General features: G+C 54.3%; 16 protein-coding genes and 1 pseudogene. 7 read left to right on the top strand and 10 right to left on the bottom strand.

Going from position 1 to position 19,778, the window contains the following annotated elements:
• Window positions 1-152: 152 nt before the first annotated feature.
• Window positions 153-590: an RDD family protein gene (locus tag AC1Z3F_RS07480; protein ID WP_131088539.1), complete on the top strand. Its 438-nt coding sequence runs from the start codon at window positions 153-155 to the stop codon at window positions 588-590.
• 74 nt (window positions 591-664) lie between these two features.
• Here the strand turns inward: AC1Z3F_RS07480 and AC1Z3F_RS07475 are convergent, their stop codons facing one another.
• The 3 genes and pseudogenes from AC1Z3F_RS07475 to lipB form a co-directional block, all read right to left on the bottom strand.
• Complete coding sequence (locus AC1Z3F_RS07475) at window positions 665-1,417, bottom strand: DUF4191 domain-containing protein (protein ID WP_483566887.1); 753 nt, start codon at window positions 1,415-1,417, stop codon at window positions 665-667.
• A 169-nt stretch (window positions 1,418-1,586) separates the two neighbouring features.
• Window positions 1,587-2,585 carry a lipoyl synthase gene (gene lipA, locus AC1Z3F_RS07470; RefSeq protein ID WP_131088537.1) on the bottom strand — a complete coding sequence of 333 codons (999 nt, stop codon included), beginning with the start codon at window positions 2,583-2,585 and terminating at the stop codon, window positions 1,587-1,589.
• A gap of 32 nt (window positions 2,586-2,617) precedes the next feature.
• A pseudogene (gene lipB, locus AC1Z3F_RS07465) lies at window positions 2,618-3,277 on the bottom strand (lipoyl(octanoyl) transferase LipB); the annotation flags it as partial.
• A gap of 240 nt (window positions 3,278-3,517) precedes the next feature.
• Here lipB and AC1Z3F_RS07460 point away from each other — a divergent pair.
• The gene (locus tag AC1Z3F_RS07460; protein ID WP_483566886.1) at window positions 3,518-4,882 is read left to right on the top strand and encodes a serine/threonine protein kinase; all 1,365 of its coding nucleotides are present in this window, start codon (window positions 3,518-3,520) and stop codon (window positions 4,880-4,882) included.
• Between the two features lie 76 nt (window positions 4,883-4,958).
• Here the strand turns inward: AC1Z3F_RS07460 and AC1Z3F_RS07455 are convergent, their stop codons facing one another.
• From AC1Z3F_RS07455 to AC1Z3F_RS07440, 4 genes are all read right to left on the bottom strand, one after another.
• Window positions 4,959-5,309, bottom strand: a complete 351-nt coding sequence (locus AC1Z3F_RS07455; protein ID WP_131088534.1) for a hypothetical protein — start codon at window positions 5,307-5,309, stop codon at window positions 4,959-4,961.
• A 106-nt stretch (window positions 5,310-5,415) separates the two neighbouring features.
• Window positions 5,416-7,173 (bottom strand): 2-oxoglutarate dehydrogenase, E2 component, dihydrolipoamide succinyltransferase, encoded by a 1,758-nt coding sequence (sucB, locus tag AC1Z3F_RS07450; RefSeq protein ID WP_483566885.1) that lies wholly within the window; start codon window positions 7,171-7,173, stop codon window positions 5,416-5,418.
• Between the two features lie 116 nt (window positions 7,174-7,289).
• The gene (lpdA, locus tag AC1Z3F_RS07445; protein ID WP_131088532.1) at window positions 7,290-8,669 is read right to left on the bottom strand and encodes a dihydrolipoyl dehydrogenase; all 1,380 of its coding nucleotides are present in this window, start codon (window positions 8,667-8,669) and stop codon (window positions 7,290-7,292) included.
• Window positions 8,670-8,954: 285 nt separating this feature from the next.
• A complete protein-coding gene (locus AC1Z3F_RS07440) occupies window positions 8,955-10,466 on the bottom strand; it encodes a leucyl aminopeptidase (RefSeq protein WP_483566884.1) in 1,512 nt (503 codons plus the stop codon).
• 259 nt (window positions 10,467-10,725) lie between these two features.
• Here AC1Z3F_RS07440 and AC1Z3F_RS07435 point away from each other — a divergent pair, with 259 nt between their 5' ends.
• From AC1Z3F_RS07435 to AC1Z3F_RS07420, 4 genes are all read left to right on the top strand, one after another.
• On the top strand, window positions 10,726-11,688 hold the full coding sequence (locus tag AC1Z3F_RS07435) for a proteasome assembly chaperone family protein (RefSeq protein ID WP_131088530.1): 963 nt from the start codon (window positions 10,726-10,728) through the stop codon (window positions 11,686-11,688).
• Window positions 11,685-12,947: an MFS transporter gene (locus AC1Z3F_RS07430; RefSeq protein ID WP_131088529.1), complete on the top strand. Its 1,263-nt coding sequence runs from the start codon at window positions 11,685-11,687 to the stop codon at window positions 12,945-12,947. Before AC1Z3F_RS07435 ends, AC1Z3F_RS07430 begins: the two co-directional genes overlap by 4 nt.
• 83 nt (window positions 12,948-13,030) lie before the next feature.
• A complete protein-coding gene (locus AC1Z3F_RS07425) occupies window positions 13,031-14,134 on the top strand; it encodes a DUF4192 domain-containing protein (RefSeq protein ID WP_262197465.1) in 1,104 nt (367 codons plus the stop codon).
• A 252-nt stretch (window positions 14,135-14,386) separates the two neighbouring features.
• A complete protein-coding gene (locus AC1Z3F_RS07420; RefSeq protein ID WP_262197466.1) occupies window positions 14,387-15,598 on the top strand; it encodes an RNA polymerase sigma factor in 1,212 nt (403 codons plus the stop codon).
• 116 nt (window positions 15,599-15,714) lie between these two features.
• Here AC1Z3F_RS07420 and AC1Z3F_RS07415 read toward each other — a convergent pair whose 3' ends face one another.
• Window positions 15,715-15,939 (bottom strand): DUF7455 domain-containing protein, encoded by a 225-nt coding sequence (locus AC1Z3F_RS07415; RefSeq protein ID WP_131088526.1) that lies wholly within the window; start codon window positions 15,937-15,939, stop codon window positions 15,715-15,717.
• A 221-nt stretch (window positions 15,940-16,160) separates the two neighbouring features.
• On the opposite strand from AC1Z3F_RS07415, the gene AC1Z3F_RS07410 reads away from it, so the two are divergent.
• Window positions 16,161-18,269, top strand: a complete 2,109-nt coding sequence (locus tag AC1Z3F_RS07410) for a DNA gyrase/topoisomerase IV subunit B (RefSeq protein WP_131088525.1) — start codon at window positions 16,161-16,163, stop codon at window positions 18,267-18,269.
• 88 nt (window positions 18,270-18,357) lie between these two features.
• Here AC1Z3F_RS07410 and AC1Z3F_RS07405 read toward each other — a convergent pair whose 3' ends face one another.
• A complete protein-coding gene (locus AC1Z3F_RS07405; protein ID WP_483566883.1) occupies window positions 18,358-19,320 on the bottom strand; it encodes a M56 family metallopeptidase in 963 nt (320 codons plus the stop codon).
• Window positions 19,321-19,343: 23 nt separating this feature from the next.
• Complete coding sequence (locus tag AC1Z3F_RS07400; RefSeq protein WP_483566882.1) at window positions 19,344-19,715, bottom strand: BlaI/MecI/CopY family transcriptional regulator; 372 nt, start codon at window positions 19,713-19,715, stop codon at window positions 19,344-19,346.
• Window positions 19,716-19,778 lie beyond the last annotated feature (63 nt).

The following is a 19,778-nucleotide window of genomic DNA, read 5'->3' as shown; positions in this document are numbered from 1 at the left end:
GCCTGTTACAAGGACGAAACTCGGGCATGTCGTATCGCTCTGATCTGGCACGATGCAGTTCGTAATAATCTGACTCGGACACTTAGCGTACTTTTTTGCGGTCAATTCACACCTTGTCACGACGCACAGAAAGGCTCGATAGACTTGAAGATGTGGAAAGAAAAGACTTCGGTTCGTGGCTTGAGGGCCCGCCACAGCACAGCACGCAACAATGGCCAGGACAAGATTTGGGCCGACCAGAAAAAGGCCCTGGGTCAATAGGACGCTTCCCTAAACGGGTCGGTGCATTGTTTATTGACTGGGGGCTGTCAATGCTCCTTAGCTGGTGGCTATTTGATCTAGGTGACCTTGCCACGCTGTTGCTGTTCTGTGCAGGACAGATTATCGGCGTAGGATTCACCGGCCACACCATTGGCCATAGAACTTTTGGGCTTCAGGTACAGTCCATGGATGGCTCGGCGCTAAGGCCCTTGCAAGGCCTGATCCGGTCTTTGCTCCTTTGCCTAGCAATTCCGGTATTCGTTACCGATAAAGACCAGCGCGGATTGCACGACCGGTTAGCCAAGAGCATTTTGGTCAACATCCGATGAGTGAAAAATTGTAGAGAAAACAAAGAAGCCGCAACAGGAAAAATTCCTGTTGCGGCTTCTTGCATGTCTAGTTCTTAGTGACCACGGGTTGCACGGCGGTTTGGCCGTACGCGGCTAGGGTCAACGCCCTTAGGGATAGGCAAGCGATTAGCAGTCAACGTGCTTAGACGCTTATCGATCGCGCTTACCTCAAGTTTGGTGATGGCCTTAGGAAGCTTCTTCATTTCCTTGCCGACGTTCACCAAGCTGGTCTGGTCTTCGTCCTGTCCAGCGTTGATGACGTGGATTGGGACGTTTGGAAGAACGCGAGCAATACGCTTGCGTTCGGAGCTAACGAGTTCGCGAACACGAGTCTTAGGACCTTCGGTAACCAGCACAACACCGGGACGACCGACGGCGAGGAAAACCAAATCCTGGTGGCGGTTGTAAGCCACTGGTTCCTGCTTCAGGATCCAGCCACGACGCAGCACGCTCATCGCGGCACCGGCAGCACCGGGACGACCTTCAAGCTGTGAGAAGGCGGCTCTTTCGGCACGACGGGACATGATGAACATTGCCGCAAGAAGAGCCAGTGGAATGGCGATGATCAACATGGTGATCCAGTTGTTGATCAAGATACCGATGACCAAGCAGACTGCAATTACAGCCAAGGCTGCCAGTGCCATCCACCAAACGACCATAGGGTCGTTGCGGCGGGTCATCTGGAAGACTTGTCCGATTTGCTTCAATCGGCCTGGTTCTTTGTTCTTCTTCTCAGCTTTTGGTTTACGCGAAAACAGGCCACGCTTTGGTTGCGCGGCTGCTTCGTTGTCGGAGTTTTTGGCCATAGTGCCTTAATTCTACGCGATATTGATCAGAGTTCTAAGCCCAGAGCGGGCGCGCGGGAAAATCATCTGCATGTGACGATCAATTGATATGTCAAAGGCCTCGTAGCCGTTGTTCAAAATTGAACTAGGGGACTACGAGGCCTTCGCAAATGTTCACAACCGAGAAGCTTTACTTGATCAGTGAAGCGGCTTCCTGACGGGTGTTGCCTGAGGATTCGATGTGCGAAAGTTCTTCTGGAATCTCGCGACCCTTCTTGCGCATGGCGCCTGCCCAGAGGCGACCGGCACGGTATGAAGAGCGGACCAATGGACCAGACATGACGCCAGCAAAGCCGAGCTCTTCAGCTTCCTGTTGCAATTCAACAAATTCCTGAGGGGTAACCCAACGATCCACCGGCAGGTGAAGATCGGTTGGGCGCAGGTACTGCGTCAAAGTCAGCAGGTCGCAACCGGCTTCATAGAGATCGCGCATGGCCTCGGAGATTTCCTCACGAGTTTCGCCCATGCCCAAGATCAAGTTCGACTTAGTGATCAATCCGCGCTTACGACCGTGGGAAATGACATCCATGGAACGGTCGTAGCGGAATGCTGGGCGAATACGCTTGAAGATACGTGGCACGGTTTCAACATTGTGCGCGTAAACCTCTGGAGCGGAGTCGCAGATAACGTCAAGATTCTCTGGCTTTCCTGAGAAGTCAGGAATCAGCAATTCAACACCGGTGGTTGGATTCATCTTGTGAATCTGACGGACGGTCTCGGCGTACAGCCAGACACCTTCGTCTTCGAGATCATCGCGGGCGACACCGGTGACGGTGGCGTAACGAAGATCCATCTTCTTTACGCTCATGGCGACCTTGAAAGGTTCCGAGCGATCGATAGGGGATGGCTTGCCGGTAGCGATCTGGCAGAAATCGCAACGACGAGTGCACTCGGATCCACCGATGAGGAATGACGCTTCGCGGTCTTCCCAGCACTCAAAAATGTTTGGGCAGCCTGCTTCTTCGCAGACAGTGTGAAGTCCTTCGGACTGCACGAGGTTTTTTAGGCCAACGTATTCGGGCCCAATGTTCAGCTTTGCCTTGATCCATTCGGGCTTACGTTCCACTGGCACTGCAGCGTTTCGCTTTTCAACGCGAAGCATGCGGCGGCCTTCTGGTGCGACGCTCATTAACGGCTCTTTCTTTCGGAGGGAATGATTGTCTAAACGATTTGAGGGGTAAGAAGTCGTTCGAGTTCGACCTGCACGCGGTCGACGATGTCTTCTGGGGTAACAGTACGACCTAGCTCAGCTGAGATGGTGGTGACACCTGCATCGGTAATACCGCACGGGATGATCTGCTCGTAACCGGTGAGCTCATTCGAGCAGTTTAATGCGAAGCCGTGCATGGTCACACCGTGACTAATGCGAAGGCCAATGGCAGCAATTTTTCTGTCTTGCTCGCCATCCTTACCGGGAACCCACACGCCGGAGCGGCCCTTGATCTGGGCTGTGGGGATACCGAGTTCACTGACAACGTTGATCAGTGCTTCCTCGATGGTTTCAACGTAGAGACGTATTGCGCTCATTTTGCGAAGCTTAACGATGGGATAGCCGACCAGCTGTCCCGGTCCGTGCCACGTGAGCTTTCCGCCTCGGTCTACGTCTACAACGGGTGTGCCGTCTAACGGAAGATCCTCCGGTTCGGTCCTCTTGCCTGCGGTATAGACCGCTTCATGCTCGAGGAACAAAACTCGCGGAGCCTGTTCGTCCGCGGCTACCGCATCATGCAACTGGATTTGGTAGTCCCAGGCTTCCTTATAGGGCACAAATTTTGAGCCTAGTCCGACTCGTTCGAATTCGATCGCCATGAGGGTTACCCTACGCCGATGTCTTTGCTGTCGCTAATTCGCTTGACGAGCCAAAATCTGTGGATAACCAACTTGTGTTTCTGGTTTTTGGACTACAACGGAGACATGAATGAATCAACGAATGTCTTATCGTGGCCAATCAGTCCCGGGTACGTCACGGTTAGACCATTAAGTGCCAAGTCACCGTGCAAAGTTTGGTTGCTGCGCCGGGAAAGTGATCAGTCTTACATGGTGCTAAAACTGAGTTTGACTATGGAGAACGTCACCTCGTTGAGGCAAAACGCCATCACTGAATCGAGGAAATATGTCGTCGATTTTTACGGGACGTTATCGACACAATTGGGTGATGGGTTGATCATGGAATACTGTCCCGGCGGAAGCGTCGCCGAGCTGGTCCATAGCCGTGGTGTCTTCAGCCTTGGAGAATGTATTACTGCGCTGGCCCCGGTCGCTCAGACATTGTCGGTGATGCATTCCGCAGGCACGAGGCATGGTGATCTGTCGCCAGCCAATGTCCTGCTTACTGCCAGTGGAATGCCTAAAATTATTGACTTCCAGGAAGCTGCATCAGAGACACAAATCCCCTCAGGTGCAGGCACACCCGGATTTATGGCCCCTGAAGCCAGTTCTGGAGAACTAGAACCCCAAGTGGGGGCGCAGGACGTTTACTCTTTGGGTGCTTGCCTATGGTTCTTGCTCTCAGGTCGGCCACCGGATCCTGAATGGAGTCGGGCTCCGGCCAGCGTCATGTTCCCAACCATCCCCGACATTGTCCACGAGCTACTGATTGAGTCATTGAGCGTTGACCCGCACAGCAGGCCTACGGCTGAGCAATTCGCCAGAACGCTATTTTCTAGTAGCGCGGCTGAGCCGATTCATTGGGAAGGGCACGTATCTGAGGATGCTACCCATTTGATGGAAACTATTCATCCGGAGATTGATCACCGGGGTCTGCGCAGTCGAAATCAGCACAGACGAGATCGAGCAGAGTCGAAGATATGCGCGGGATCCGACAAGAGTACAAATATGCACAAGCTTCGCCGCACACCCGGAGCTCTTAAAGTTGCGGGGACTGTGGTGCTAGGAATCGGAGTTTTGCTGGGAAGTTTGGTGGGTGTCAATCACCTTCGTGCTGCCACAGCATCGGACCCCAGCGCTGAATTGGTAACGCCATTGGCAGAGCCAAGCTGTCGAATCGATGATGCAGGACAGGAACCTGCCTGCGTGCTTCAGCAGGACACGGTAACTTCTGCGTTTCTCAGTCTTACTAAAAAGCGTGATGCGGCCATGGGCGCGATGAATACCAAGGCGTTGAAGGCTATCTACGCTCCGGGATCGGAGCAATTGAAACGCGATTTGGAAACAATCAAAGCGCTAGAAGAGATGGAACTGAGATTTGAAGGTCTGGAGACCCATCTTCAAGATGTGAAAGTGACTGCGCGCGGGCAAGGAAACTCGGTAATGCTGGCGGCCACTTCAACCCAGCCTGACTATAAGTACAGGGATCTGGAGGGCAAGAACGTGCATACAGTTAAATCTGCAGAACCTCAACGCGTTGAGATTGAACTGGTGCTCATTGATGAACAGTGGAAGCTCGGTAAGGTGATCCGTCATTAAACGCGCAATGGCAGGAACTGTAAACCAGCACGAGTAGTGCGCCAGTTACTGTTCCTGCCAAAGGTCAGAGTCTTGTTTAGACCCAGAGGGTGGCAACGGCAATGTTGATGAATGCCATTCCGCCTACGGCGTGGGCAAGGCCAGTCGAGACCTCTTCGCCAGCCTTGATCTTCTTGCGGCCGAGGAATGCGGCTACAGCGATCACGATAGCGATGACAATCTTCACGGCAATTTTTGCGTGGTTCACTGGATCGGTGCCAGCCTCAGCGATGCCTACCAGCGCAAGTCCGGTGACAAGCTGTGCCAGGGCACCGTACCACTGCCAGACATTGACAGTTGGCGTTTTGAAGTTGGCTAGCCAACCACCGAAGATTGCTCCAGCTCCGAGGATGTGAACAAATACCAAAATGACTTTAAGGATTTCCATAGTCCTAGCCTAATCTAAATTCGACGTAACGTAGAAAACAAAGATCGTCCCTGCTGAAAGGTCAGCAGGGACGATCTTTGTTGCGGCTATTGGTCTAATCTAAGACTTAGAGTCCTAGATCGCCTTCGAATGCGCCACCCTCAAGGCGAGCCTTGACGGTCTGCAGGAAGCGACCTGCGTCAGCACCGTCAACCAGACGGTGATCGTAGGTCAGGCACAGGTACATCATGTGACGGATTGCAATCGAATCGTTGCCATCTGCATCGGTGATGACCATTGGACGCTTGACGATCGCACCGGTGCCCAGGATTGCTACCTGTGGCTGGTTGATGATCGGGGTGTCAAACAGTGCGCCGACCGAACCAATGTTGGTGATCGAGAAGGTGCCGCCCGACAGCTCATCAGGACCGATCTTGTTGCTACGGGTACGTGCAGCAACATCGGCGATGCGCGAAGCCAAACCGGCGAGGTTCAGATCTCCTGCGTTCGATACAACTGGAACCAAAAGGCCCTTGTCGGTATCGACTGCAAATGCCAAGTGCTCGGCATTGTGGTAGGTGATCTGCTGAGTCTCTTCGTTGTACTCTGCGTTCAACTTCGGGTGAGCCTTCAAGCCTTCGGCAACAGCCTTAGCGATGAATGGCAGGTAAGTCAGGTTCACGCCGTTGGTGGCCTTGAAGCTGCTCTTAGCCGAACCGCGCAGCTTGACGATGCGGGTCATGTCGATCTCGTGGACCTGGGTCAGCTGAGTCGAAACGTCCAGCGACTCGCGCATACGACGGGCAATAACCTGACGGATGCGTGGAGCCTTTTCGGTGGTTCCGCGTAGCGAGGAAGCCTCGACAGCCGGGGCAGCTGGCTTGGCTGCTGCAGGAGCAGCAGCTGGTGCGGACGATGCGGCAGGAGCAGCTGCTTCCTTAGCGGAAACGGCATCAAGCACGTCCTGCTTACGGATGCGACCGCCAACGCCGGTGCCCCTGACCGATGCGATGTCGATTTCGTGCTGGTTAGCAAGGCGGCGAACCAGTGGGGTTACGTAACCCGACTCGTTGTTCGACTCTGCAGCAGGAGCTTCTTCCTTAGCTGGAGCAGCTGGAGCAGCAGGTGCTTCTTCCTTCGCAGGTGCAGCTGGAGCAGCAGGTGCAGCCGGAGCGGCAGCAGGTGCCTCTTCCTTCGCAGGAGCCGCAGGAGCTTCTTCCTTAGCAGGAGCCGCAGGAGCTTCTTCCTTAGCAGGAGCAGCAGCGGCGCCAGCGGCACCGATCACTGCGAGAACTGCGCCAACTTCAGCGGTCTCGTCTTCTGGAACACGGATTTCCAGAAGGGTACCGGCAACAGGGGAAGGAACTTCGGTGTCGACCTTGTCGGTGGATACCTCAAGCAAAGGCTCGTCGACGGCAACTTCTTCGCCAACTTCCTTCAACCAACGGGTAACGGTACCTTCGGTAACCGATTCGCCCAGAGCTGGCAGGGTAACTTCGGTGCCCGAAGCGGAACCGGCCGATGGAGCAGCAGCTGGTGCTTCTTCCTTAGCTGGAGCTTCTTCCGCAGCAGGTGCAGCCGGAGCTTCTTCCTTGGCTGGTGCTTCTTCAGCAGCTGGTGCGGCAGGAGCGGCGTCGCCGGATCCCGAACCGTCGCCAATGCGAACCAGTGGAGCGCCAACTTCAGCGTCCTCGTCCTCAGCCACGAAGATTTCCTCAATGATGCCAGCAACTGGCGAAGGAACTTCAGTGTCTACTTTGTCGGTGGACACTTCCACCAACGGCTCGTCTACCTCTACGCGGTCGCCGACCTGCTTCAGCCAGCGAGTTACCGTACCTTCGGTAACGCTTTCACCCAGTGCGGGTAGGTTTACGGTTTCAGACATCGTCCCGTATCTCCTTGGTTTTTAAATCTTGAATTGTGGGTGGAGGCCGAGCCTCCGAGCTTTGTGCACTAGGCAGCGCGTTCGTCGAACGCGCTGCCTAGTGAAATCAAAAGCTATTAGCCGTGTAGTGCAGCGCCGGCCAGAGCCATAGCTGCTTCGCCCAATGCTTCGTTCTGAGTTGGGTGAGCGTGGATCAGCGGAGCGATGTCCTCTGGGTATGCTTCCCAGTTAACAATCAACTGTGCTTCACCGATCTGCTCGCCGATGCGACCGCCGATGCCGTGAACGCCCACGATTGGACCGTTCTTGACGCGAACCATCTTGATCAGACCGCTGGTGCCCAAGATTGCGGACTTACCGTTACCAGCGAGGTTGTACTCGGTGGTTTCGATCTGGTCTGCTCCGAACTTCTCTTTAGCCTTAGGCTCGGAGTAGCCGACCGATGCAATCTCTGGTTCGCAGAAGGTGACCTTCGGGATGTTGATGTCCTCGATGATCGCTGGCTTCAGACCGTTGATTTCCTCGATCACGAAGCGACCGTGCTGGTAACCGCGGTGTGCAAGCTGTACGCCTGGGACAATGTCGCCAATTGCGTAGATGTTGCCAACGCCGGTGTGCAGACGCTCGTCGGTGATCACGAAGCCGCGATCGATGGTGATGCCCTGCTCTTCGAAGCCAAGACCCTCGGTAACTGGACCGCGACCCACTGCAACCAGAACGATGTCTGCTTCCAGTACGTTGCCGTCAGCCAGCGAAACCTTGACGCCGTTGGCGTTCTGCTCGACCTTTTCGAAGAAGACACCAGTGTTGAACTTGATGCCACGCTTCTTAAAAGCGCGCTCCAAGGTCTTGATGATGGCTGGATCTTCGTTAGGAACCAGCGAAGGCAGGCCTTCAACGATGGTGACGTCGACGCCGAATGAGTTCCATACGGAAGCGAATTCAACACCGATAACGCCGCCGCCGAGCACGATGGCGCTCTTTGGCATGTCTTCCATGTTCAATGCTTCGGTGCTGGTCATAACGCGGCCACCGATTTCCAGACCGAAGGTCTTGGAAGTGGAGCCGGTTGCCAAGATGATGTTCTTGCCCTTGTAAACGGTGCCATCAACATCGATGGAATCCTGGGAGACAAGACGGCCGTTACCAGTGATAACGTTGACCTTCTTCATCTTGAGCAGGCCCTGCAAGCCCTTGTACTTTCCGGCAACAATGCCTTCTTTGTACTTGCGCACGCCACCCAAGTCGATTGACTCGAGCGAGGAGTTGATGCCGAACTTGGCACCCTCGCGAGCGTTTTCAGCCAACTCTGCAGCGTGCAGGTAAGCCTTGGTTGGGATGCAGCCGGTGTGAAGGCAAGTGCCGCCCAGCTTTTCCTTTTCAATCAATCCAACGGTGTAGCCCAGCTGGATGGCACGCAATGCTGCCGAGTATCCAGCGGATCCACCGCCGAGGATGAGGACATCAAATTCTTGCGTTGCTGCCGAATCGGCCACGTGAACGCTCCCTCGTATTCGCTAAGTGAGGCCGGCTTTGGCCGACCAGGGGATCGGTCGCAGATCTTTGGGAGCATTACGCTGGTTGGCGCGCACCATAGATCCACGGTGATGTTTCAAAACTTACCTTAGTACCGCATACCTGCCAGAGTCACCTTCGAGGGCGTAAAAGTCAGGCATGTCTCTTATTTTCAATCTCATCCCGGCATCCGATTGCCATCGGCAGTGATACCGGGATGAGATTAAGAGCTAAAAATGCTGATGAAGCAGACTGCTCATCGGTGCCTAATTTGCGGCGAGCTGCTCCGCGTAGGCAACCAACGTACGAACCTGTGAGCCAGTTCCGTTCTTCGGGGTGTAGCCCCAAGCGCTACCTTCATTAAAGGCAGGGCCAGCAAAGTCGATGTGTGCCCATGGGATCTTCTTGCCGTCAACTTCGCCGACAAATTCCTCAAGGAAGACGGCTGCGGTCATCATGCCACCCATGCGCTCACCGATGTTCGCCAAGTCGGCAACTTGGGATTCGATGCTTGGACGCAGCTCTTCTGGCAGCGGCATTGCCCAAGCAAGCTCGCCCACCTGATCGGATACTGCAACAAGATCGTTGGTGACCTGTTCGTTGCCCATGATGCCAGCGGTACGCAGACCAAGCGCCAGCATCTGTGCACCGGTAAGGGTAGCGATGTCGATCATGACATCTGGTTTTTCCAAGCTGGCAGCGGCCAAACCGTCGGCCATAACCAAACGGCCCTCAGCGTCGGTGTTCAAAACCTCTACGGTTTTGCCACCAAACATGGTCAGGACATCGCCCGGACGCGTCGAAGCGCCACCTGGCATGTTTTCAGCCAAGCAAAGCCACGCGGTGACCTTGACGTTGAGACCCAGCTCGGACACTGCAGCCACAGTCTGGAACACCGCTGCCGCGCCGGACATGTCAGACTTCATGGCGTGCATGCCAGCAGCTGGCTTAAGCGAGGTTCCACCAGTGTCAAAGGTGATGCCCTTGCCGATTAGTGCAATGTGCTTGGTTGCCTTAGCGGGGGAGTACTCCACCTTGACCATTCGAGGCTGACGCACTGAACCGCCGCCAACGCCGATCAGACCACCGAAGCCTTCTTTAGCCAGGCGCTTCTCGTCAAAGACCGCGACCTTCAGCGGAAGTGACTTGGAGTAATCCTTCACTGCGGTAGCAAATGATTCAGGGTAGAGAACATTGGCTGGTGCATTGATCAGGTCGCGGGTGCCGCGAACAGCACGTCCGAGCACAGCCGCACGCTTCAAGACCGCAGGAAGGTCTTTGGAGGTGGCCACCGAAGTTGCAATCTGCGCTTCGGCCAAGACTGGCTTGTCGCTCTTCTTTGAGCGGTGGTTCTCGTAGCGGTAGCTGCCCAGGGCGATACCTTCGGCGATGGCTGCGACACGTTCGACCGTCTCGGAAGGCAACACGAAGATGGCGGTTTTGGTATTGGTCAGCTGGCGTGCAGCGGATCCGGCGGCACGACGAAGCTTCTCTTCGGTGAGTTCAGCTAGTTCTTCAACGCCCAGACCAATGAAAAGCAGAACCTTTGCCTTGGACCCCTCAACGCCTGGAAGCAAGGTGGCTTCGTCAGCCTTACCCGAAGCTCCTAGCGTGGTCAGCGACTGCTCCAGCGAAGAAGTAGTTTCCGAAGTGAAAGGCGAGGCAACGATGGTTGCTTTACCGTCATTCTTCAATACGCCCAAAACGAGGGTATCGGCGCTCTTGCGCTTAATGTCAGTGCCAATGGCGCTCAAAGTGAGATCACTTGAGTTGATCACAAAATCATTCCTTCTGTGCCTTTGTAGGGTCTGAGGTCCAGTGCTCCGGAATGGTAATCCGAAACGTAGTGCATGCTGTTGAGCAAAACACTTGCTACCTCTGATGTTATCCGAGGAAAAGGTTCATCGTGCGTCACTTCACAGCGAGCGTAAGCATCGAAGCGATAGTATGTAATATCGCGGTTAAATTAGGGTGAATTGGAAGATTACGAACGCCCGAGGTCCGCTAACAAGCAAGTCGGCACTGAATGAGGAGAAAATGTCCAAGGAATCGTTGATGACGTTGGTCGCAGACGACTTGGATAATTCACGCCTCCAAGGCCTCGGAATGTACGTTTTGCTCAAGAGCATGAGTGATGCGGGACAGAGCCAATCTCAGGTCACCAACGAACTATTTGGTCGTCTGGACTCTGAACTGTTTGCAACTTTTGATGCTGATGAACTGGTTGCCTACACCTCCCAGCGTCCACGGTTGACCTTCCTGGGTGATCACTTTGCCGCCTACCAAGCGCCGCGTATTGAGATTTACTTGATGACCGATGGGATGGATCGAAAATTCTGGTTCCTCACTGGAGTAGAACCTGATCTCAAATGGGAACGCGTCATCGCAGAGATTCTCGGATTTATCGAAGCCTTTAACGTGGCTCTAGTTGTTGGCTCTGCTTCGCTTCCGATGCCGGTTCCACACACCCGCCCGGTAGGCGTGACGGCTCATGGAAACCGCAAAGATTTGATCGAGAACATTTCAACGTGGAGCCCCACCGTTGAATCGCCGGCTGGAATTACGTCGTTACTCGAAATTCGGATGACTGAAGTCGGCCGCGACATTGTGGGTTATTCTCTGCACACCCCACACTATTTAGCCGAATCCGAATATCCAGCGGTAGCGGTAGCGACCCTAGAGTACGTCGGTGCCGCCCTGAAGCTCGCGCTTCCCACAGACAAACTTCGCGAGGCTGCTCGACTTCTTGAACAGCAACTAGCGGAGCAACTTGAAGCTAACAATGATGTTCGCCAAATGGTGGATGGATTTGAAGAACGCTTTGATGCCCACGTGAAGGAGCATGAGCCGCGCTCGTTGCTTCTTGACGAGGACAAGCAGATGCCGGGCGCGGAGGAACTGGGCGCAAGCGCCGAACACTTCCTCTCGCTAATCGAAAATACCAATGATTGGTTAAGGAACGGGCGCGAAGAGCCCCAATCAGGTGATCAAGACCAGTGAGTCAATCGCATTTGAATTCGTCGAAGTCCTGGTTGGTTTTCGGATTCGCAATTCTTGCTTATATATCCGCAATTTCACAACGCACTAGTTTTGGTGTGGCCGGCATTGAAGCCACTGAGCGCTTTCATGCCAGTGCGCAGATCCTAGCGACATTCTCAGTAGTTCAGTTAGTTGTCTACGCTGGGGCCCAAGTTCCAGTCGGCCTACTTCTTGATAAGTATGGGCCGCGCATACTGATCACCTGTGGTGCGTTACTAATGTCCGCTGGACAAGCGTTTCTCGCCATGTCGGTCAACGTTCCCATGGGTTTGATTGGGCGCGTCATGGTTGGCATGGGCGATGCGATGGTTTTTGTTTCCGTCCTCAAACTCTTGCCCCTGTGGTTCTCCGGATCAAAAATTCCCGTGCTCACACAGCTCACCGGTACCTTCGGTCAGCTTGGTCAATTGATCAGTATTTTCCCGTTCCACCTGATGCTGCTCAACGCCGGCTGGTCGCCAGCGTTCTCGGTAATGTCCGGGTTTGCCTTCGCTACGTTCATTACGACGATTGCATTTGTGCGCAACGGCTCTGGCTGGGAGGGTTCAGCCCACAGCTCGCATCCCAAGGATTCACGGATCGCCCTTGCACTGAAGCAGCCAGGTACCCGGCTGGGGTTCTGGACCCACTTCACTACCGCATTTATGGCGAACACCTTCATGATGACGTGGGGCTACCCGTTCCTGGTTGAAGGACAAGGCTTAGACAGCACGTTGGCCTCCGGGCTTATGTCCGTCTTTGTTGTCGTCGCGGTTGTCTTGGGTCCTGTGCTTGGAACGCTCACCGCACGCCATGCGCAACATCGTTCCAATTACGCGTTGAGCATTATTGGCCTCATGCTGCTTTTGTGGGCTGTTGTGCTTCTTTGGCCGGGACACGCGCCGTTGTGGATACTGATTATCTTGATGATCAGCGTCGCAGCCGGTGGTCCTGCCTCGGTGATCGGGTTCGATTTTGCCCGCACCTTCAACCCGCCACGCATCTTAGGCACCGCCACGGGTCTGGTGAATACCGGTGGTTTTATCGGTGCATTCGTCACGATCTACGTCATTGGGTTCATTCTCGATTTGCTCAACAACGCCAACGGCTCCACCGGCGAGTTGTACAGTCTCGGATCATTCAGAATCGCACTGTCGTTCCAATTTGTCATGGCAGCAATAGGCATTACTTTTATGCTGATCGAACGACGCAAAGCTCGCCGATTCCTAGCAGAGCAGTAGTCCATCGCCACTAGCGTCCTAGGTTCTCCACAACTGGCCAGTTCTAAGAAATAAAGCTAGTAGATGCAGTGCACGGTAAGTGCATGACAACTACACCAGAACGCCAGCCGCTATCGCTGTCCAGTTACAAAGACATTTTGGCCTATGTGCCGCATGCCCTTGGGTTCCATCCTCGTAATTCAGCGGTATTGCTACTTATTGAAGATGATCGTCTTGAAGCCACGTTGCGGGTTGACTTACCGCCATCTACTCGGCGCGAAGACGTGGAGAATTGGTCCAGCCAGGTCAACCGACTCCTTGAACGGATCCCTAGCGTCCAAGACGTCGCTCTGGTGATCTACGCTCCGGAAGATCGCCTCGCTCAGCTTGACGCGCCCTACTCATCGCTGGTGAACCATCTCGAAACCACCCTGAGTCGCAGAAGAATCCGCCTACGCCACGCATGGTGCTTACGCGCCTCAATGATTTGGGACTACGACCCAGAAGAGGGTAACTGCGCCAAGGCCGTACCGTCACTGGTCACTAATGAAACTCACCTATCGATGGTCCTGGCTGGATCCGCACCGATGGACACGCCATGGGATGGAACCGGTATCGCAAAATGGTCAAATTCCAAAGATGTTCTCCACCTTGTTGTAGATCAAGGTGGCAACGTCATGGAGTGCCTCGAAACATGGAATCGCACTCTAAAGATGACGCAGAAAGATTCAGAGTCATCCTTGCGCGATGATCCGAGATTGGCTGCTTTACTTCTTGGATCCTTACAGACGAAATTCGTTCGAGACCTCTTGCCGTATCTGGCTGGCCAGGGACTAGAAGACACCCTGGACATCATTTTTGGCGTTTCATTTGACGCGCAGGAGGGTGCCATCGCCCCGTTATCTGATTATCTGCTTGGTCGGGGCTGGTATGCACCAGATTGGCGCAGGGTGGATCGACTGTGGGAGGTTGCTCGTGACCTTTTAGGTGTAGCGTGCGACGATAGCCGACACGCCTTACTGTGCATTCTGGCTTGGATTGAATGGGCAAGAGGGCGAGGGTCAATGGCGTTGGCACTACTGAACCAGGCGGTGGAAGAAAACGAGAAGTATGAATTAGCAGCGTTGCTTCAGAAACTCATGTCTCACGGCATTATGCCCTCGTGGGCAACGGATCAACTTCGTGCCTGGCGTGCGAACTTCGCGTGACACGGGCTCACCGGGGTGTCTCAAGTGGTGTCTGGGTGGTAATTCGTGGATAATGAAATTACAGACCCGGTTAGGTTCGAATTGCCTTGGCCTGAAATCTCACGATTTTGGGAACATAAGGCGGGCTTGAAGCGTTGTTATCAATGTGCCAGCCCCGGCGTTTAGTCACTGATTAAACGTCTTCGGACTTGACAGGGTCATAGTGGTGTTACCGGCAGGTGCATCCGGAACGCATCGTTAGAAAGGTTATTCGTGTCATCTTCTGAGACGAACGCTAATCGTCAAGCAACTGAGGCCACTGAGGCCGAGGTCCCCGAGGCAGAGGTACCAGCAGAAACTCCTGCGGCGAAGAAGCGTGCAACCAAGGCTAAGCCTCGGACCAAAAAGGTAGCTGCAGATACTGCAGCACAGGACGAATCAACCCCAGCTGTCGCAGAAGGCGACGACGATGCTGAAGAAAGCACCGATTCGAAGTCTGACGACAATTCGAAGGGCTTCACCCTCTCCAGCGGTGACGACGACGCTCCTCAGCAGCAGGTTATGGTCGCCGGCGCGACGGCTGACCCGGTCAAGGACTACCTGAAGCAGATCGGTAAAGTTGCCCTGCTGAACGCAGAGCAGGAAGTCGATTTGGCTCTGCGCATCGAAGCGGGCCTTTTTGCTACCGACAAGCTGGAGAAGGACACCGGCGCCATTGACCAGCGTTTGCGCTGGGACTATGAGCAGATCATTCACGACGGCAAGATCGCAAAGAACCACTTGCTGGAAGCAAACCTCCGTCTGGTTGTTTCGCTGGCTAAGCGTTATACCGGTCGTGGCATGCTCTTCTTGGACTTGATCCAGGAAGGTAACTTGGGTCTGATTCGTGCCGTTGAAAAGTTTGACTACACCAAGGGCTTCAAGTTCTCGACTTACGCTACCTGGTGGATCCGTCAGGCTATTACACGAGCCATGGCTGACCAGGCTCGTACCATTCGTATTCCAGTACACATGGTTGAAGTCATCAACAAGTTGGCGCGAGTACAGCGTCAGATGTTGCAGGACCTCGGTCGCGAACCAACTCCTGAAGAGTTGGCCAAGGAACTGGACATGACTCCTGAAAAGGTTGTCGAAGTTCAGAAATACGGCCGCGAACCAATCTCACTTCACACTCCACTGGGTGAAGATGGCGATTCCGAGTTTGGTGACCTGATCGAAGACTCTGAAGCAGTTGTGCCAGCAGACGCTGTGTCATTCACTTTGCTCCAGGAACAGCTTCACTCGGTTCTCGACACGCTCTCCGAGCGCGAAGCCGGCGTAGTGGCAATGCGCTTTGGTCTGACCGATGGTCAGCCGAAGACTTTAGACGAAATCGGCAAGGTTTACGGAGTTACGCGTGAGCGTATCCGTCAGATCGAATCCAAGACGATGTCTAAGCTACGTCACCCATCGCGTTCGCAGGTTCTGCGGGACTACCTAGACTAAAACTGAAAGCAAGATAGCCAGTTGAACTTTCGTTCAACTGGCTATCTTGCTTTTAAGACAAAAATTGGCGGCCCACAAATAGTGGGCCACCAATTTCGAGCTAGACGAAAACGAGATTAGTCGTTAGCGTCAACCTTTGGCTTTTCGTAAAGTCGCGAGGATTCGTCCTGCCAAACTGAGGACTGTGGGCGTAGCTTAGGTTCCACATCGCGGGCGTGGTGAGCGCAGAACAGCAGCTCACCGCCGGTTGAAGCCAGCACGGCTCGCACGTAGGCCTGTGCACCACAGCGGTCGCACCGGTCAAGGGCGTTCAGTTCACGACTAGCGGTCGTAGTAGTCATTGCCAGCCTCCTAAAGTTGATGGTTACTCAATAGAACCAGTTTGGGCTTCGACTTTATCCCTAAAATGGCCGTCTTTCGCTCACCGCGTAGTTGATGTGGACAAGGTCATAGCTGTCATCGGTGGCGCCGACCGGCGGAAAATGACAGGTATTCGAACACAATAACGATTAGAATGGAAGACAAGACGTTCTTTCTTATGTAGGTAGGAGACTATAGCCCAGTGGCTTCATCCGACAATTACAGCGCGCGACATCTCTCTGTCTTGGAAGGCCTGGAAGCGGTTCGTAAACGTCCAGGCATGTACATCGGTTCAACCGACTCCCGCGGGCTAATGCACTGCCTATGGGAAATTATCGACAACTCTGTTGACGAAGCTTTGGGCGGCTTCGGTCAGGCAATCAACGTAATCCTGCATGCCGACGGATCAGTCGAGGTCCATGACGATGGCCGAGGCATTCCTGTTGATGTGGAACCCAAAACTGGTCTGAGCGGTCTGGAAGTTGTCTTCACTAAACTTCACGCTGGCGGTAAATTCGGTGGTGGCTCCTACAGCGCTTCCGGTGGTTTGCACGGTGTTGGCGCTTCGGTCGTTAACGCGCTATCGGCGCGACTTGACGTTGAAGTTGATCGTGGTGGCAAGACCTACAGCTTGCAGTTCCGCCGTGGAGAGCCAGGCAAGTTCTCGGACAAGGGACGCAAGAAGGCTGAAGCTCCCTTTACGCCGCACGAAAAGGCCACGATTCCCGAGGTCATCGCCAAAGCTAAACGTGGTGTAACCGGAACTCGAATTCGGTACTGGGCAGATAACCACATCTTTACCCCGGACGCCAAGTTCTCTTATTCGGACCTGCAGGATCGTGCTCGCCAGACCTCATTCCTCGTGCCAGGATTGCGCATTACTCTCCGCGACGAGCGTGGCCTGCCTGGTACACCCGGCGCTGAGGGACCGCATGAGGAAGTGTTCCAACACGACGGTGGTATCAGTGAATTTGTTGACTACCTCAGCAGTGACTCTCCAGTTACTGATATCTGGCGTTTCCAAGGCAGTGGTTCATTCCACGAAAAAGTTCCAGTCATTGATGACAAGGGGCGCAGCCACATGGAAGACGTGCAACGAGTTTGCGAAGTGGACGTGGCCCTGCGCTGGGGGATTGGCTACGACACTTCGGTGCGCAGCTTCGTCAACATTATTGCCACTCCCAAGGGCGGTACTCACAGTGCTGGTCTAGAGCAGGCGTTGCTCAAATCTTTCCGCAAGAATGTTGAAGCTAACGCCCGCAAGCTCAAGTTTGGCCAGAAGGACAAGCTGGAGAAGGACGACGTTCTTGCTGGCATGACTGCAGTGCTTACTGTTCGTCTTGCGGAACCACAGTTTGAAGGGCAGACCAAAGAGATTCTGGGTACCCCTCAGGTGCGCCAGATTGTCACCAAGGTGGTTGAGAAAGCGCTCAACGAACGCCTGGGATCCAACAAGCGCGCAGAAAAAGCAGAAGCAGCTACTTTGCTCGAAAAGGTAGTCAACGAGATGAAATCTCGTGTCTCTGCGCGTATGCACAAGGAAACCCAGCGTCGAAAGACCGCGCTGGAATCTTCGTCCCTACCAACCAAGCTGTTGGATTGCCGGAGTAAAGAGGTCGGGAAATCCGAGCTATTCATCGTTGAGGGCGACAGCGCATTGGGCACGGCTCGCTTGGCCAGATCAAGCGAGTATCAGGCTTTGCTTCCGATTCGCGGCAAGATCCTCAATGTGCAGAAGGCATCCATTTCGGACATGCTTTCGAATGCTGAATGCGCTGCCATGATTCAGGTCATCGGCGCCGGCTCGGGTCGAAGCTTTGACATTGAGCAGGCACGCTACGGAAAAATCATTTTGATGACGGATGCTGATGTTGACGGTGCGCACATCCGCACGCTGTTGCTCACGTTGTTCTATCGCTACATGCGTCCAATGATTGAGCATGGGCGCGTCTATGCGGCGGTTCCACCTCTGCACCGAATTGAAATCATCAATGCGGGATCCAAGCAGAACGAAGTGGTTTACACCTATTCGGAAGCGGAAATGAACCGTCTGCTTGCAAAGATCGAAAAAGAGGGTCGGCGTTACAAAGAGCCAATCCAGCGGTACAAGGGCTTGGGCGAGATGGACGCAGACCAGCTGGCAGAAACGACGATGGATCAGCGCCATCGGATGTTGCGCCGCGTTGGTATCGAACACGCGCAGGCCGCCGAGGAGGTCTTTGATCTGCTCATGGGCTCCGACGTCGCACCACGCAAGAAATTCATCATTGACGGTGCCGATGATTTGGAACGTGAACGTATCGACGTTTAGCGTTTAGAGCTCAAGAGTCCTTGGATGCAGTTCAATTGTGAACCGTATCCAAGGACTTTCTTGTTGCCTGCAAGTTCAGATTTGAAAGCTACCAAGCTAGCAGAGTTGGTGCGACTAACAAGATCGTGGGACAGGCTAGGAGCAGGACCGTGCTGGCAAGTACGAGGAAGCGAGCGAGCTTGTTCAGGGCAGTTTCGGGTGAGAGTAGACGCTGCAGTCGGCGTGAGGAAACCTCACCGCCGGGCATTCCGACCAACTCAGCATTGGACGAGCTTTTGATCATAGAAGCATCATCAACGGCTGCAGCGGTGGCGACGGTAACGATGGCTTTGAGCAGAGTCTGACGGTTGACCTGTTCCAGAGCTTTATCGTCGGCCAGCATTTCGATCAATTGACGCACGGCTTCTAAAGCCAGCTTGGAGGTTGGAAGCCAGGGGAGTGCCTCATTCCAAGCGGTAAAGGCCAAGATGAGCAAGTCGTGTCGTTGGTCCAGATGTGATCGCTCGTGCGTGATTACAGCCTGTTGTTCCTCTGGCGTAAGTTGAGTCAGCAGCCCGCGTGAAAGGACAGTAACTGACCTAGAAATGCCCGGCACACAGTAGGCCACCGGCATGTCATGATCAATGACTAATGTGTTGGGTCGAGTCTCTGAAGGATTACTCAGCAGTCGAAGTAACTGACGGTGCTTTGCTCGTTGCCTTGAGGTCCGCCATGCTGCTCGGATGAGGGTGAGCACCAAGTGGAAGCCAAATAGGAAGGCTGTACTGAGCGCAAAGAGGTGCACAACGCCTGGATATTGCACTTGAGGGTCGCCCATGAGCAGTCGCCATCCGGCGTCCAACGCAGAAATGAGATTGTCGCCTAGAGGGGATAGCCCCCAGACCAGCATGGAGCCGATCATCGAAAGGCCACCGCCCAAAGCGATTGCTTGCCATAGAAGAACGGCCTGCACCGGCGCGCGCGTGATCCATTTAGCTTTTGATAATGCCAACGGCGTCGGCCACGCCAATGCGATAGCCAACGCCGCTAGGAAATATGAGGTGAGAAGCACTCAGTCCCCGAAGTTTGTCTAAATTATGCGGACTTTACTGAGTCCAAGATAGCACGCAGAGAAGCTGCTTCATCTGCTGTTATGCCGCCAATGAAACGGGCTAGGACTGCTTCGCGGTCCTGCGCGGTGCCAAGAGCCTCGTTGAGCAAGCCAACGGTGTGGTCTTCGCGCGAGGAGCAAGCAGCATAGCGATGAGGGCGTGTGGAGCGTTCACGTTCCACGAGCCCTTTCTTTTCTAGGCGGGCAAGCACCGTGAGCACCGTAGTAACTGCGAGTTCCTTCGCATCGGCGCCAAGTGCCGCAAGATCATCGCGAAGGTCATTCGCGGTGAGCGGTTCTGCAGAGTCCCACAGAAGGTCCAAGACGGAACGTTCCAGATCGCCAAGGCTGGCCACTAGGTCTTACCTCACTTGCTTTTAGTTCTTTCGCTGAACATGTTGGCCCAAGGCCTAGGTGTA

Source organism: Glutamicibacter sp. MOO4 (assembly GCF_056934395.1).
Note: the sequence above shows the minus strand (reverse complement) of the source record. Positions and strands in the feature narration are given on the sequence as shown.

Excerpts from the sequence above, each read along its gene's own strand:
- AC1Z3F_RS07455 (WP_131088534.1), bottom strand. The coding sequence starts at position 5,309 with ATGGAAATCCTTAAAGTCATTTTGGTATTTGTTCACATCCTCGGAGCT.
- AC1Z3F_RS07460 (WP_483566886.1), top strand. The coding sequence starts at position 3,518 with ATGGAGAACGTCACCTCGTTGAGGCAAAACGCCATCACTGAATCGAGG.
- lipA (WP_131088537.1), bottom strand. The coding sequence starts at position 2,585 with ATGAGCGTCGCACCAGAAGGCCGCCGCATGCTTCGCGTTGAAAAGCGA.
- AC1Z3F_RS07435 (WP_131088530.1), top strand. The coding sequence starts at position 10,726 with ATGTCCAAGGAATCGTTGATGACGTTGGTCGCAGACGACTTGGATAAT.
- AC1Z3F_RS07475 (WP_483566887.1), bottom strand. The coding sequence starts at position 1,417 with ATGGCCAAAAACTCCGACAACGAAGCAGCCGCGCAACCAAAGCGTGGC.
- AC1Z3F_RS07415 (WP_131088526.1), bottom strand. The coding sequence starts at position 15,939 with ATGACTACTACGACCGCTAGTCGTGAACTGAACGCCCTTGACCGGTGC.
- sucB (WP_483566885.1), bottom strand. The coding sequence starts at position 7,173 with ATGTCTGAAACCGTAAACCTACCCGCACTGGGTGAAAGCGTTACCGAA.
- AC1Z3F_RS07425 (WP_262197465.1), top strand. The coding sequence starts at position 13,031 with ATGACAACTACACCAGAACGCCAGCCGCTATCGCTGTCCAGTTACAAA.